Source organism: Rhodopseudomonas sp. BR0G17, assembly GCF_010907025.1.
Taxonomy (GTDB): domain Bacteria; phylum Pseudomonadota; class Alphaproteobacteria; order Rhizobiales; family Xanthobacteraceae; genus Rhodopseudomonas; species Rhodopseudomonas palustris_H.
Map to the genome: position 1 here is coordinate 1 of NZ_QUML01000055.1, position 15,536 is coordinate 15,536.

The window sequence follows — 15,536 nt, forward strand, 5'->3', positions numbered from 1 at the left end:
TCACAACGTTTGACGAGGTCCCACCATCACCAGCAATCCGAAGATCGCCGGTTCGTCGCAGCGCTTCACAGCGCTCGCGAACATGGTGTTTCCTTGAAAACGTGTACCGCCGAAGTCTTTCGTCCGGCCCCAATCCCAGAAAGCCGAAGCTTCCTAAAACCGAGACCCGCAAGGACTTCGCCGTCCACGTTTCTCTTTCTTCTTCTTCACTTGTCAAACAGCCCGAGATCCGAAGATCTCACACTCTCTACAAAGAGAGAGCAGGACACCCATCGACGACGAAGAGAAGCTCCAACCGACAACTATCGGCTGTTGCGTCACTCAACGAAGTGAGGAGCGTCAGAGGCGCCAATTTCTCCCTCGGCTGAGAGCCAAGAGAGAGAAGCCCGACCCGCGGGCGGCGTGTGGGTGTTTCTATAGCCCCCCTCTTCCGGGTCCGCAAGCGGAAAATGAAGGTTTCGCGAAATTCAAAATTCGCCCCGTCGAAGCGACTGAAATCAAACGACTTTTCAGGGTGTTCCGCAAAGCAGGAATTAGGAACTCGGCTCCATTCGCCGGCCGGGTCCGTAAAAAAGTGGCGGGAGGGCCCTCGATTTTCCGTTCTCAGGAGAGACGCGCCCGCCCTCGGAAGGTTCCTAGGCCGGAAAGAGGGACGAATTTTTTCGCATGGCGTCGGCGGCGGGGAAGATTGCGCGCAGACCGTGGTCGGGCGGGCGTCCACCGGCAAACGCACCAAGCGCCCGGGAACGAGCCGACATCAGAACAGCCATGGAGGAAAAACCGGCACCGGGGCCGAAATGGCGGAGAGAGAGGGATTCGAACCCTCGATACAGTTTCCCGTATACACGCGTTCCAGGCGTGCGCCTTCAACCACTCGGCCACCTCTCCGGGTGCCCTCTCATGACCGCGCCGCGCGGATTTGGCAAGCGGTTGCGCCAACCGGCGACGGATTTCACGTCAAATATTGCCGGAAATAGCCCTGGACGGATCGTCGACGACCCCGCCAGAGCGAGGCTCGCTGGTTCGGATCGCCGGTGGCGGCGGACGGCCAGATCCGCCTCACCCCTCGGGCGGACGCCCCACGCGCTCCCCTATTGGAGCACTGCGCCGCCAACGGCCCGGGGCGTGCGACGCGACCAGCCGCCTGCCATCATGATCGAGGACGGCTGCGCCGGGGGCGCCAGGGGAATCGGTCCGACGCTGCGGTTGGCGGCATGCGCGCCTTCCAGCGAAGCGACGAAATCCGAGAACCAGCGGCGGATGCTGTTGTCGCGCAGCTTGGCCATCATCGCCTCCCAGCGCAGCCGTCGCTCGGTCAGCGGCATCGCCAGCGCGGTGGCGATCACGCGCGACATTCCGTCGATGTCGTGCGGGTTCACCTGCAGGGCCGTATCGAGCTCGTTGGCGGCGCCGGCGAACTTCGACAGCACCAGCACGCCGGGATCGATCGGGTTCTGCGCGGCGACATATTCCTTGGCCACCAGGTTCATGCCGTCCTGCAGCGGCGTGACCAGTCCGACATGAGCGGAGCGATAAAGGCCAGCCAGCACGCTCTGGCGATAACCCTTGTTGAGATAGCGGATCGGGGTCCAGTCGACCTCGCCGAGCCGGCCGTTGACGTCGCTGACCAGCTTGGCGAGATCGCCCTGCAGATTGCCGTAGGCCTCGATCGTGCCGCGGGACGGAGTCGCGATCTGCAGCAGCGACACCGCCCGCTGCAACGCAGGCCGGTCGCTCAACATCTTGTCGAACGCTTTGACGCGGTTGATCAAACCCTTCGAGTAGTCGAGCCGATCGACACCAATGACCAGCTTCTCGCCGTGCAGACTCTTACGAAGCCGCGAAACCTCTGGGTGAGTCATCGCCTTCTGCGCCTGGGTGGCGAATGCGTCGGCGTCGATACTGATCGCGAACACGTCGCAGCGCGTGGTGCCGTGCGCGGTTGTTACGACGCCGCCTGTTACCTTCAGGCCGAGCTCGGAGGCGACATAGCCGAGGAAGTTGCCGCGATCTTCTTCGGTTTGGAACCCGATCAGATCGTACGCCAGCATCGCCTCGATCAGTTCGCGGTGATGCGGCACGCAGCCGATGGTCGCCCGCGACGGCCACGGCGTATGCAGAAAGAACCCGATCGGATGCTGGACGCCGAGCTGGCGCAGTTCCGCACCGAGCGCGAGGAAGTGGTAATCCTGGATCCAGAACGCCGCGTCCGGCTTGCGAAAGCGCAGCAGCGCCCGCGCCATGAAGGCATTCACTTCGCGGTAGGAGCGATAATCATCATGGGAAACCCGGATCAGATCCGGGCGGGAGTGCAGCGCCGGCCACAACGCCGAATTGGCAAAGCCTTCGTAGTAACCGCCGTAATGCGCGGCGGGCAGATCGAGCATCGCGAGAGCGCCAGTGCCGAGCGGCTCGATCTCGGCGAAAGGTTCGCGATGAACACCATCACGAACCCGACCGCTGGAGCCGACCCAGATCGCTCCGGATTTTTCCACCACCGGTAGCAGCGCTGCTGCCAACCCTCCCGTCATCGGCTCGTTTCCCGACGCTCGGGCAACTCGGTTCGAAACCACGACCAGGTTCACGTTTCCCTCCGACTCCCCAACTGTCTGGTGCGTCTATGCGACGCTGCGGAGATTAACATCCATTCATCGTGATCGTTCCATGGCAAGTCTGGAACTTTTCTGAGAACTAAGCGTTTTGCGATGTTTTTTGGTCCGGAACCGTACTCAACGCGCGAACTAACTGCTCGGTTCGAGTAGACGTGCGAGCCAATTGCGCACATCTCGCGGTTCATCGAAGTGACCAGCGGTGAGTTCGCTGTGACGTCCGACTGAAAATGCGAGACCGTCGAGTTCCGGCATGATGGCGAATACCGTCTCGTCGGTGACGTCATCACCAATGAAAATCGGCCGACGGCCTTTGAATGGCGCGTATTTCATCAGTTCCAGCACGCCGGTTGCCTTGGTGAAGCCTGAATGCTTGATTTCGCACACAGCCTTGCCTGGCAGCACTTCGAGCGGCGCATCGGGATTCTCCGCGCGAATCGCCGCAACTGATTCGTAGATTGCTTTCTCAGTGTGCGGTGCGAGACGATAATGCAGCGCCAATGAGTAGCCCTTGTCCTCCAACAAGATACCAGGACTGATCCGCGCAATCGCAGCGAGCCGGCTCTTGAGTTCCGGATCGAGCGGCGGTGCTTGCGTCGCAACCGCATCGCCATTGCCCGACAATCGCATCTCTGCGCCATGACCGCCGACCGCCGGCAGTCGCATCGGCGCAAAGATCAGGTCGATATCGTTGATTGAACGGCCACTGACCAAAGCCAACGCCCCCGACGTTCTGCTGAGCAGATTTTTCAACGTCTGCTCGAATTCCGGCGGCACCCAGACTTCGCGCGGTGTCGGCGCCAGGTCCAGCAGCGTACCGTCGATATCGAGCAACAACGCACACTTATCGAGATGCGGGACCAAGGCGCCCGGAACCGGAACCTGATTCGAGGTGGCCGGCTTGGACGGTTGTTCGATCTTCGTCGTCATCAAGTATCCTCTGTAGCGGCCAGCGGCCGCGCAACCTGTTCGAGGGAGCGGCGCTCAGCCGCGATAGCATAGCGCCAGCCGATGACGGCTGCGCCCATCATCAGCACCGCGCCGAACAAATAGCCGGCAAACACGCTGCCGCGCGAACCTGTGTCGATCAGCGCACCAAACAGCGCCGGCCCTGCGACGCCGCCGATGCCGGTGCCGATCGCGTAGAAAATTGCGATCGCCAGCGCACGGACTTCGAGCGGAAACGTCTCGCTGACGGTGAGATAGGCGGCACTCGCTGCCGGCGAGGCGAAGAAGAAGATCACCATCCAGGCAATCGTCTGGCTCTGCGCGCTGAGTGCGCCGATCGAAAACAGATAGCCCGACACCGCGAGCAGAATCGCCGACACGCCGTAAGTGAAGCCGATCATGGTGCGGCGGCCGAGCGTATCGAACAGCCGGCCAAGCAGCAGCGGCCCCAGGAAGTTGCCTGCCGCGAATGGCAGGATGTACCAGCCGACGTGATTGGCCGGGATGCCGAAGAAGTCGGTCAGGATCAGCGCGTAGGTGAAGAAGATCGCGTTGTAGAAAAACGCCTGCGCAGCCATCAGCACCAGCCCGACCAGCGAACGCTGCCGATAGGTCGAAAACAGCGTCCGCGCGACTTCCAGGATCGGCGTGTGGGTGCGCATCCGCAGCCTGATAGTCGGCAGCACGCGCGGCCGATCGGGTGCGTGGCGTGCATGCCGTTCGATATCGGCAACGATCGCTTCGGCGCGTTCGGGCTGGCCGTGGATCATCAGCCAGCGCGGACTCTCCGGAATCCACCAGCGCATCGCGAACACCACGAGGCCGATGATCGCGCCCGTGAGATACGCCAGCCGCCAGCCATAATCGGGATTGATCACCACAGGGTCGAGCAGCACGATGGCACAGACTGCGCCGATTGCGGCGCCGATCCAGAAACTGCCGTTGATCACCAGATCGGTCCAGCCGCGATAACGCGCCGGCACCAGCTCCTGGATGGTGGAGTTGATCGCGGTGTATTCGCCGCCGATGCCGGCACCGGTGAGAAACCGGAACAGCGCGTAGCTCATCACGTCCCAAGATGTCGCCGTCGCCGCGGTTGCGGCGAGGTACAAAGCCAGCGTGATGAAGAACAGCTTCTTGCGTCCGATCCGGTCGGTCAGCCAACCGAAGCCAAGCGCGCCGATCACAGCACCGGCCAGATAAGCGCTGTTGGCGAGCCCGATATCGAGATTGGAGAAGCGCAGGCTCGGGCTTTCCTTGAGCGCGCCCGCCAGTGCTCCGGCGAGCGTGACTTCAAGACCGTCGAGGATCCAGGTGATTCCGAGCGCGCCGACCACCCGGGTATGAAAGCCGCTCCAGAGCAGACCATCGAGCCGGGCCGGGATATCGGTGTCGATCACCCGGCCGTCGGCGGTCGCCAGGACCGGAGCCTGCGGCGGCTCGTTGATCGCGGCACTGACGCTGTCGGCCATACACTCCCACTCCGGCTGCGGTGTGCCACGCCGCCAGCGCCGAACGTGGCGATCCACCGGCAAGCGATGGACCGATTTGCGTCGGGTCAACGGGAGAGCGCCGGAACGGTTCCAATGCACGCGGCGAACCTGCGGCGGCCTGCCGCAAGCTCAGGAGGTTGCGCGCGGCAGGAAGCGATCAGGCAGCACGGATGTTCGCCATGAATCGATCGAGCTCGGTGCGCAGCCGCGCACTTTCGGACGACAGGCTGCGCGCGGATTGCAGCACCTGGGCGGAAGCCGCCCCGGTTTCGGCAGCGCCGCGATTGACCTCGGCGATATTGCCGGCGACGCGCTGGGTTCCCTGCGCCACGCCCTGAACGCTGCTGGCGATCTCCCGCGTCGCGGCGTCCTGCTGAGTGACGGCGCTGGCGATCGACGCGGAGATCGTCGATATCTCGGCGATCGTGCTGCCGATCTTTTGGATCGACGTCACCGAATCGCGGGTCGCTTCCTGCATCTCGGCAACCTGTGAGGAAATCTCGTCGGTCGCCTTCGCGGTTTGGGTGGCGAGCGACTTCACTTCGGCCGCCACCACCGCGAAGCCACGCCCGGCTTCGCCGGCCCGCGCGGCTTCGATGGTCGCATTGAGAGCCAACAGATTGGTCTGCTCGGCGATCGTGGTGATCAGTTGCATCACCTCGCCGATCTGCTGCGCCGCCTGGGTCAACTTGCCGATGCGGTCGTCGGTCTCGTGCGCCTGCGCCACCGCCGCTTCGGCGATCGCGCTCGATTGTCCGACCCGGCGACCGATCTCGCCCACCGAAGCCGACAGCTGTTCGGTCGCCGAAGCCACCGCCTGCATGCCGGACGACGCCTGCTGGGAATCACCCGCGACCTGGCCGGAGAGTGACTGGGTGGTTTCGGCGGTACGGGTCAGCGTCGCCGCGGCGCTTTCGAGCTGGGCTGCAGCATCGGAAACATGCGCCACGATCGCGCCGACCGCGCTTTCGAACTCACTGGCAAAGCCGATCAGTTCGGCACGGCGGGCTTCGCGGCCCGCCTCCGCCTCGCGCTCGCGGACAATCGCGTCCTGCTCGGCCTTGCGGCCCGCCTGAACTTTGAATTCCTCGACCGCTGCCGCCATCTCGCCGATTTCGTCGCGGCGGCCGAGCCCCGGCAGCACAACGTTGAAGTCGCCGCCGGCCAGTCGGCGCATTGCCGCGCACATCGCCTGCATCGGACGCGAGATGCCGCGGCCGAGCAGCACCGCCAGCACCGCACCGAGCAGGAAGCCGCCGATGCCGAGCATCGCCACCATGCGTTCGGTCGTGGTGACGGTTGCGTCGGACTCCCGCTCGAGCCGCTGCTGATCGGCGAGCAGGTCGGCCTTGATCGCTTCGGCAGCGCGGATGATTTCCGCGGCGGAGCCGACCATGGTGGCGCCCTTGGCGTCGATCGCTTTGACGTTGTCGGAGAGCTTGATCAGAGCCTGGCGGTACTCGCCCAGCATGGTGAAGATCTCAGTCACGGCGGCGGCGATCTCGCCGTCGGCCTTGACGATGTTCAGTGAGTTTTCGACGAATTTCAGCCGCGCCAGCGCGTTGTCGGCGACCGGAATGCTGGAATTGATCGTGAACGTATTCGCCAGCGTCATTGCGCCGGCATACTGCTCGGCGGCGCGCTTGGCGCCGAGCTCGGCGCTGGAATCTTCACGGTCGCTGGCCGCGCTCACCAGGTCGTCGAATTTGTAGCGCAGGTTCAGGCCGCCGCGGGTCACCCCGTTCTGAATCACCAGGGCGCTATCGGTCTTCAGCGCGACGATGTCGGCGAACAGCTTAGTGAAGGTGGTGAACTCAGTGGACAGGCGGCTCAGCGCCTCGCGCTGCGCCGGCTTGGTTGCCCCCTGCAGCGACGCGGCGATGGCGTCTTTGAGACGGGCTTCGGCGGCCAGCGCCGCTTTGGCATCGTCTTCCTTGCCGGTCAGCACGTAGTAGCGCGCACGCGCCTCGTAGCCGACCATCTCGCGGTCGATGTTGCGGGCAAGATCCGACTGCCGAACGCCGTCGCGGTAGGCGACCACGCCATCCGAGACTCGTTCGAACCCGAGGTAGGCCAGCCCCATGCTGATGGCGGTAATACCGAGCACCACCGCAAAGCCCAGCGTCACCTTGCCACGAAAGCGCAAAGCCGGCAGCGCAAAGGATTTATCCCGCGCTCCGGCGGCCGTCGTACCACTCACTTGATCTACCCCGTCGAAAACGACTTACCCCGGAACCGTACCGGGTACTCCGAAACTACGCGGCATTGTCTAAGGCCGCGTAAACCGGGGCGCAGAGCTCAAGATACCGACTTTAGTCCAACAGGGGCGAAGTACTCACTTGGTGATTTTCCGAGGACACGGCGAAACATTGCCGAAAAAGCGCTCGGACTTTCATAGCCGCAGGCCAGAGCCACGTTCAGGATCGACTGTTCTTCGGCGAGTAGCGACAAGGCGTGCAACAAGCGCGCCTGCTGCCGCCAGCGCAGGAAGCTCATTCCGGTTTCACGCTGAAACAGCCGCATGAAGCTCGCCCGGCTCATATGCAGCGCCCGAGCGGCTTGTTCGAGCGACACAGCAGCAGCAGGCTCGTCGCGGATCTGATCGCAAAACCGAGCCAGCTGCGCATGCTGAGGCTGCGGAAGACTGAGAGGCTCGACCGGCAGACTTGCCAGTTCCATCAGGAGGAGCTGCGTGACAACGTCCCCGAGTTCCACGCGCCCGGGCGCGTCCGCAACGGCGACAAGCCGCAGGATCAGTTCGCGCAGCAACGGAGTCACTTCGATTGCGGTGCAGACGACCGGCAGTCCCGCAACCTCCGCCGGGTCGATCAACAGCGAGCGGAACTGGACGGCTGAAGGACTTCTGGTGTCGTGTTCGACACCGGCCGGCACCCACACGGCGCGGCTCGGCGGCACCACCCAGGTCCCATCGGCCGTGGTGACGGAGACGACGCCGGTGACGGCGTAGATCAGCTGCGCCTGCGGATGGGAATGACGGCGGCTGGCGAAGCGCGGCGCATCCTGGCTGACGACGGCAACATGATCGGTGACCGCCTGCGCCCGCATCGCCCCACCTGATCCTTTCGCGACGATAATTGATCTTTCCGCGCGAGATTATCACAAGCGTCTTGCTTTAAGTAAGGGGACAGTCCCCCAGAGGTCCGTGGATACCCCCGTGTTCTCGATCGCTCCTATCGTCTCCAGCCTTGCCCGACCGCTTTACGCGGTGTCGGCGGCTGTCGAGACCTGCGGTCCGAGCACCCGCGCCCTGCCGGCTCACCACGACCAGCTTCTGTCCGTTGCGCTTCGACTTACTGGCGGTCGCCGGGACTGACGGCAGCCTGGCGGCCGTATCCAGCCGTGCCCGCTTTGACCTTTCCTCCGCGCGCAACGGATATCGATCATGTTGAAGAATCCCGAAACCAAATACCGCCCCTTCGTCACGCCGGTCGGCCTGCCGGACCGGCAATGGCCGTCCCGTCGTTTGACGTCGGCGCCGCGCTGGCTGTCCACTGACCTGCGCGACGGCAATCAGTCGCTGGCCAATCCCATGGGGGTCGAGCGCAAGCAGCGCTTCTACGACATGCTGATCGCGATCGGCTTCAAGGAGATCGAGGTTGCGTTTCCGTCGGCCTCGCAGACCGAATTCGATTTCGTCCGCAGCCTGATCGCCGACGACCGGATCCCCGACGACGTTACGATCCAGGTTCTCACCCAATCGCGCACCGACCTGATCGCCAGGACGTTCGAGTCGCTGGAGGGGGCGCAGCGTGCCATCGTGCATCTCTACAATGCGACGGCGCCGCTGTTCCGGCGCGTGGTGTTCGGCATGGAGCGGCGGGACGTCGTCGATCTGGCGATCACAGGTGTCACGGCGATGCTCGACGAGAGCCTGAAGCGTCCTGGCACTGACTGGACCTTCGAGTATTCGCCCGAGACCTTCTGCTTCACCGAGCCGGACTTTGCGTTGGAGATCTGCGAGCGCGTGCTCGACGTCTGGCAGCCGACCCCGGAGCGCCCGGCGATCCTCAACCTGCCGGCAACCGTCGAAGTCGCGATGCCGAACGTCTATGCCGACCAGATCGAGTGGTTCTGCCACCAGATCTCGCGGCGCGAGTCCGTGGTCATCAGCCTGCATCCGCATAACGACCGTGGCACCGGGGTTGCGGCGGCCGAGCTGGGCCTGCTCGCCGGCGCGGATCGGGTCGAAGGCTGCCTGTTCGGCAATGGCGAGCGCACCGGCAACGTCGATCTCGTGACCTTGGCGCTGAACCTCTACACCCAGGGGATCGATCCCGGGCTGTCGTTCCCGGCGATGCGCGAGGTGGTGAGCACGGTCGAGCATTGCACCGAACTGCCGGTGCATCCGCGGCATCCCTACGCCGGCGAGCTGGTGCATACGGCCTTCTCCGGCTCGCATCAGGACGCCATCCGCAAGGGCTTCGTCGCGCACGCGCAGCGCAATGACGGTCTGTGGGAGATGCCGTATCTGCCGATCGATCCGGCGGACATCGGCGAGACCTACGAGGCCGTCATCCGTGTCAATTCGCAATCCGGCAAGGGCGGCGTCGCCTGGGTGCTGGAGCAGGACAAGGGATTGAAGCTGCCCAAGCGGATGCAGGCCGATTTCAGCACGCACGTCCAGAAACTGGCGGACGATCTTGGCCGCGAACTCAACACCTCCGACATCTGGCAGTGCTTTGCCGGCTGCTATCTGCAACGCCCGGCCGACCGGTTCGTGTTGGTGGACTACAAGGAGACCGGACCGGTGGGGCAGCGGACGTTCATCGGCCGTATCGCAATCGACGGTGAGGTCCGATCGCTGTCGGGCCGCGGCAACGGCCTGATCTCCGGCGTGGTGGCAGCGCTGCAAGACGCCGGCGGCCCGGTGCTCGACGTCGCGGACTACCAGGAGCACGCGATCGGCTCCGGCGCTACCGCGCAGGCCGCCGCTTATGTCGAATGCCGTACCTCCGATGGCCGCACGGTGTTCGGCACAGGGATCGATCCGGACGTCGCCACGGCTTCGGTGCGTGCACTTTTGCACGCGGCGAACAACGCCTGATTAACTCCGCCTAAGCTCACATGCACCGGCTGATATCTCAGCCGGTGCATCGCACAGTTCCTTTCGCTGCACCGCAACGTAGCCCGTGCAGATTTGAAGTTCCTGTTCCAGCTAACAGCCAAGCTGCCGCCGCCAGCGACCATCCGGCATGGCGACCGACCGCGTAGTTTGCTGCGGTCACCAAACCGTCATCGATGGTTGACGCTCGCGCCACTCCGAGCAGCGAAAATCCCAGTTGCAAAGTCTGGCTGCCGCGCTTCTAATTGGAACAATTAAAAATTCATCGGGAGGACTGACGCGTGTCCAAAGTCTCAATGACCGTCAACGGCAAGCTCGTGACGGCGGATGTCGAGGATCGAACACTCCTCGTGCATCTGCTGCGCGATCACCTCGGCCTGACCGGCACCCATGTCGGCTGCGATACCAGCCAGTGCGGCTGCTGCGTGGTGCATATCGACGGCCGTGCGGTGAAGTCGTGCACGACGCTGGTCGGCCAGGTCGACGGCGCCAACATCACCACGATCGAAGGCATCTCCAAGGGCGACGAACTGCATCCGATGCAGGCGGCGTTCCGCGACAATCACGGTTTGCAGTGCGGCTATTGCACGCCCGGCATGATCATGTCGGCGATCGACATCGTGCACCGCTACGGCGGCAATCTCGACGAAGAGACTGTGCGCCACGAGCTCGAAGGCAACATCTGCCGGTGCACCGGCTATCATAACATCGTCAAGTCGGTGCTCGACGCCGCCTCCCGCATGAATGTGGCGCAGGCCGCCGAATAGGCCGCCTGCCCGCCTGCCGTTTCGTCGCCGACCACACGTTCGAATGATGGCTGCGACCCGCGACGTTCCGAATCCGCGCGGCTGAAGCAGTCGAAGGGAGAGAATTGTACATGGGCATCGAGGGTATCGGCGCGCGCGTCGCGCGCAAGGAAGACCGCCGCTTCATCACCGGCCGCGGCCGCTATGTCGACGACATCAAGCTGCAGGGCATGACCTACGCGCATTTCGTGCGCAGCCCGCACGCGCACGCCAAGATCACCGGGATCGAACTCGACGCCGCCAAGGCGATGCCGGGCGTGATCGACGTGCTCACCGGCCAGCAGATCGTCGACGACAAGGTCGGCAACCTGATCTGCGGCTGGGCGATCCATTCCAAGGATGGCTCGGCGATGAAGATGGGCGCGTGGCCGGCGATGGCTCCGGAGACGGTACGCTTCGTCGGCCAGGCGGTCGCGGTGGTGATCGCCGAAAGCAAGAACCTCGCCCGCGACGCCGCCGAGGCCGTGGTGGTGCATTACGAGGAACTGCCCGCGGTCGCCAACATCAAGGCGGCGATTGCCGATGGCGCAGCGCAGCTTCACCCCGAAGCGCCCGGCAACATCGTGTACGACTGGGAGATCGGCGACCAGAAGGCGACCGACGAGGCGTTCAGCAAGGCCGCCAACGTCGTCTCGATCGAACTCACCAACAACCGGCTGGTGCCGAACGCGATGGAACCGCGCGCGGCGGTCGCCGAGTATAATCCGGCCGAAGAGCACTTCACGCTCTACACCACCTCGCAGAACCCGCATGTCGCGCGGCTGGTGCTGTCGGCGTTCTACAACATCGCCCCCGAGCACAAGCTGCGGGTGGTGGCGCCCGATGTCGGCGGCGGCTTCGGCTCCAAGATCTTCATCTATCCGGAAGAGATGGTGGCGCTGTGGGCCTCGAAGAAGACCGGCCGCCCGGTGAAATGGACCGGTGACCGCAACGAAGCCTTCGTCACCGATGCGCACGGCCGCGATCATCTGTCGAAAGCCGAGATGGCGTTCGATGCCGACAACAAGATGCTCGGCCTGCGGGTCAAGACCTACGCCAATTTCGGCGCCTACATGTCGCTGTTCTCGTCGTCGGTGCCGACCTATCTGTACGCGACGCTGCTGAGCGGCCAGTACAACATCCCGGCGATCTACACCGAAGTGGTGGGCGTCTATACCAACACCACGCCGGTCGACGCCTATCGCGGCGCCGGGCGGCCCGAAGCGTGCTACCTGCTGGAACGTCTGGTTGAGACCGCGGCGCGGCAGCTCAAGGTCGATCCGGCCGAACTGCGGCGCAAGAACTTCATCACCCAGTTCCCGCATCAGACCCCGGTGATCATGGCGTACGACACCGGCGACTTCAACGCGTCGCTCGACGCCGCGCTGAAGGCGATCGACTATGCCGGTTTCGCAGGCCGCAAGGCCAAGGCCAAGAGCGAAGGCAAGCTGCGCGGCATCGGCCTTTCCTGCTACATCGAGGCCTGCGGCATCGCGCCGTCGAAGGCGGTCGGCTCGCTCGGCGCCGGCGTCGGACTGTGGGAGTCGGCCGAAGTCCGCGTCAACCCGGTCGGCACCATTGAGATCCTGACCGGCTCTCACAGCCACGGCCAGGGCCACGAGACCACCTTCGCCCAATTGGTCGCCGACCGGCTCGGCATCCCGATCGGGCAAGTGTCGATCGTGCACGGCGACACCGACAAGGTGCAGTTCGGCATGGGCACCTACGGGTCGCGCTCGGCCGCCGTCGGCATGTCGGCGATCTTCAAGGCGATGGAGAAAGTCGAAGCCAAGGCCAAGAAGATCGCGGCGCATCAGCTCGAAGCCTCCGAGAACGACATCGTCATCGAGAACGGCGAATTCAAAGTCACCGGCACCGACAAGGCAATCGCGCTGCCGATGGTCGCGCTCGCCGCCTACACGGCGCACAATTTGCCGGATGGCATGGAGCCCGGCCTGAAGGAAAGCGCGTTCTATGATCCGACCAACTTCACCTTCCCGGCCGGCTCCTACATCTGCGAAGTCGAGGTCGATCCGGGCACCGGCAAGACCTCGTTCGTCAACTTCGTCGCAGTCGACGACTTCGGGCGGCTGATCAACCCGATGATCGTCGAGGGCCAGGTCCATGGCGGCCTGGTGCAGGGCATCGGTCAGGCGATCCTGGAGAACGCGATCTACGACGACAGCGGCCAGCTCGTGACCGCGTCGTTCATGGACTACGCGATGCCGCGCGCCGACGACGTGCCGTCGTTCCAGATCTCGCACACCACGACGCTGTGTCCGGGCAATCCGCTCGGCGTCAAGGGCTGCGGCGAGGCCGGCGCGATCGGCGCATCCGCGGCGGTGATCAACGCCATCACCGATGCGATCGGCAACAACCGGCTGGAAATGCCGGCGACACCCGACCGGGTGTGGCACGCGATGCAACTGCAACAGGCGGCCGAATAAGACCGTCATTGCGAGCACCCGGATCGGCGCCTCGCGCGGTCCGGGCACAGGCTCCGCGAAGCAATCCAGAGCTTCGCTCCTCGCAATGACGGAGAGCTTGTTGGACAGACAAACAATCGATCTCTGACAGGAGATACCCATGTATTCCACCAACTATCACCGCGCCTCCTCGGTCGACGAAGCCGTGGCGCTGATCGCCAAGGGCAGCGACGCCAAATTCCTCGCCGGCGGCCACACGTTGCTGCCGGTGATGAAGCAGCGGCTCGCAGCGCCGGGCGATCTCGTCGACATCGCCAAGATTCCGGCGCTGATCGGGATCGAAGCCAGCGGCGACACGCTGACCATCAAGGCGGCGACCACTTACTACGACATCATGCACAATGCCGACGTGAAGCGGCTGATCCCGGCGATCGCGCATCTCACCTCTGTGCTGGGCGATCCGGCGGTGCGCTATCGCGGCACCATTGGCGGATCGGTCGCCACCAACGATCCGGCCGCGGACTATCCGGCCGCGATCCTGGCGCTGAACGCCACGGTGAAGACCAACAAGCGCGAGATCCCGGCCGATCAGTTCTTCAAGGGGCTGTTCATGACGGCGCTGGACGACAACGAGATGATCACCGCGATCTCGTTCCCGGTGCCGGAGAAAGCCGGCTACGCCAAGATGCGCAATCCGGCGTCGCGCTTCGCGCTGACCGGCGTGTTCGTCGCCAAGCTGAAGAGCGGCGAAATCCGCGCCGCCGCCACCGGCGCCTCGCAGGACGGCGTGATGCGGGTGCCGGTGATCGAACAGGCGCTGCAGGCGAACTGGTCGGCGTCGGCGCTGGACGGCATCAAGGTATCCGACGATGGCCTGATCGAGGACATCCACGGCACCTCCGACTACCGCGCCAACCTGATCAAGGTGATGGCGCAGCGCGCGGTCCAAGCCGCAGGCTAATTAATTCCACTTCACGGCAAGCGGCGCGCAGGTGGCGCGCCGCTTTGTTTTTGTGCGGTGCCGCAGCATGGCGGCATGCGGCGCTGGGACGAAAAGTCACTTGCCCGGAGCACACCGGGCATGATGATTGATCCTGACAACAACCGCTCCGCGCCGCGCGCGGACAACAACAATGGACACCCAAGGTGCAAGACACAGTAGCCGCCTCCCCCAAGCCGACCCCGAAAGCCAACGTCAGCGGCCCGCTCTGCGGCACCCGCATCGTCGAATTCGCCGGCATCGGGCCCGGCCCGTTCGGCTCGATGCTGCTCGCCGACATGGGCGCCGAGGTGATCACGCTGGTGCGCGCCGGCCAGAAGCCGCAGGGCGCCGCCGCGCGCGGCCGCACCGTCGTCACCGTCGATCTGAAGGACAAAGCCTCGGTCGCCGAGGTGCTGAATTTGCTCGACGGCGCTGATGCGCTGATCGAAGGCTATCGCCCCGGCGTGATGGAACGCCTCGGCCTCGGCCCCGACGTGGTGATGGCGCGCAATCCGAAGCTGGTGTACGCGCGGATGACCGGCTGGGGCCAGACCGGCCCGCTGGCGCAGGCTGCCGGCCACGACATCAACTACATCTCGATCACCGGCGCGCTCGCGGCGATCGGCCCGAAGGAGCGGCCGGTGCCGCCGCTCAACCTGGTCGGCGATTTCGGCGGCGGCTCGATGTATCTCGTCGTCGGCATCCTCGCCGGGCTGCTCGAAGCGTCGAAGTCCGGCAAGGGCCAGGTGGTGGATGCCGCGATGTGCGACGGCGCCGCCTCGCTGATCACGATGTTCTTCGACATGACCGCGGCGGGCCGCTGGAAGGAAGGCCGCGAGAGCAACATGCTCGATGGCGGCGCGCACTTCTACGGCACCTATGCATGCGCCGACGGCCAGTTCATCTCGATCGGCTCGATCGAGCCGCAGTTCTACGCGCTGCTGCGCCAGATTGCCGGGCTCACCGACGCCGACTACGACGCCCAGATGGACGTCCGGCAGTGGCCGGCGCTGAAGCAGAAGCTCGCCGCGGTGTTCAAGACCAAGACCCGCGACGAATGGTGCAAGCTGATGGAAGGCACCGACGTCTGCTTCGCACCGGTGCTGACGATGTCCGAAGCCACCAAGCATCCGCACATGGTGGCGCGCGAGGTATTCATCAATCACGAGGGCCACACCCAGCCGGCCCCCGCCCCGCGCTTCTCCCGCAC

11 protein-coding genes and 1 tRNA gene are annotated in these 15,536 nt (G+C 64.4%); 5 read left to right on the top strand and 7 right to left on the bottom strand.

The annotated features are described in order from the left end of the window. The 7 genes from DY467_RS26290 to DY467_RS24350 form a co-directional block, all read right to left on the bottom strand. The coding region (locus DY467_RS26290) for a hypothetical protein (RefSeq protein WP_205502745.1) at positions 1-217 on the bottom strand (217 nt) is incomplete at its 3' end. 581 nt (positions 218-798) lie between these two features. After that, positions 799-888, bottom strand: a tRNA-Ser gene (locus tag DY467_RS24325). Positions 889-1,091: 203 nt separating this feature from the next. Beyond that, positions 1,092-2,585, bottom strand: coding sequence for an alpha,alpha-trehalose-phosphate synthase (UDP-forming) (gene otsA, locus DY467_RS24330; RefSeq protein WP_164639554.1), 1,494 nt, complete (start codon positions 2,583-2,585; stop codon positions 1,092-1,094). 156 nt (positions 2,586-2,741) lie between these two features. Next, entirely contained in the window at positions 2,742-3,539 is a 798-nt protein-coding gene (gene otsB, locus DY467_RS24335) for a trehalose-phosphatase (protein ID WP_164639563.1), read from the bottom strand. Beyond that, on the bottom strand, positions 3,539-5,029 hold the full coding sequence (locus tag DY467_RS24340; RefSeq protein WP_164639565.1) for an MFS transporter: 1,491 nt from the start codon (positions 5,027-5,029) through the stop codon (positions 3,539-3,541). The genes otsB and DY467_RS24340 overlap by 1 nt, the downstream gene beginning before the upstream one ends. A gap of 178 nt (positions 5,030-5,207) precedes the next feature. Next, positions 5,208-7,250 (bottom strand): methyl-accepting chemotaxis protein, encoded by a 2,043-nt coding sequence (locus DY467_RS24345; protein WP_164639567.1) that lies wholly within the window; start codon positions 7,248-7,250, stop codon positions 5,208-5,210. A 98-nt stretch (positions 7,251-7,348) separates the two neighbouring features. Further along, on the bottom strand, positions 7,349-8,116 hold the full coding sequence (locus tag DY467_RS24350; RefSeq protein ID WP_164639569.1) for an AraC family transcriptional regulator: 768 nt from the start codon (positions 8,114-8,116) through the stop codon (positions 7,349-7,351). A 337-nt stretch (positions 8,117-8,453) separates the two neighbouring features. Here DY467_RS24350 and leuA point away from each other — a divergent pair, with 337 nt between their 5' ends. The 5 genes from leuA to DY467_RS24375 all read left to right on the top strand — a co-directional run. Then, on the top strand, positions 8,454-10,115 hold the full coding sequence (gene leuA / locus DY467_RS24355; protein WP_164639571.1) for a 2-isopropylmalate synthase: 1,662 nt from the start codon (positions 8,454-8,456) through the stop codon (positions 10,113-10,115). A 299-nt stretch (positions 10,116-10,414) separates the two neighbouring features. After that, positions 10,415-10,900, top strand: coding sequence for a (2Fe-2S)-binding protein (locus DY467_RS24360; protein ID WP_012497796.1), 486 nt, complete (start codon positions 10,415-10,417; stop codon positions 10,898-10,900). A gap of 110 nt (positions 10,901-11,010) precedes the next feature. Next, a complete protein-coding gene (locus DY467_RS24365; protein ID WP_107357135.1) occupies positions 11,011-13,365 on the top strand; it encodes a xanthine dehydrogenase family protein molybdopterin-binding subunit in 2,355 nt (784 codons plus the stop codon). Between the two features lie 139 nt (positions 13,366-13,504). After that, on the top strand, positions 13,505-14,305 hold the full coding sequence (locus DY467_RS24370) for an FAD binding domain-containing protein (RefSeq protein WP_164639573.1): 801 nt from the start codon (positions 13,505-13,507) through the stop codon (positions 14,303-14,305). 185 nt (positions 14,306-14,490) lie between these two features. Next, positions 14,491-15,536: CaiB/BaiF CoA transferase family protein (locus DY467_RS24375; protein WP_164639575.1), on the top strand; the 1,046-nt coding region annotated here is incomplete at its 3' end.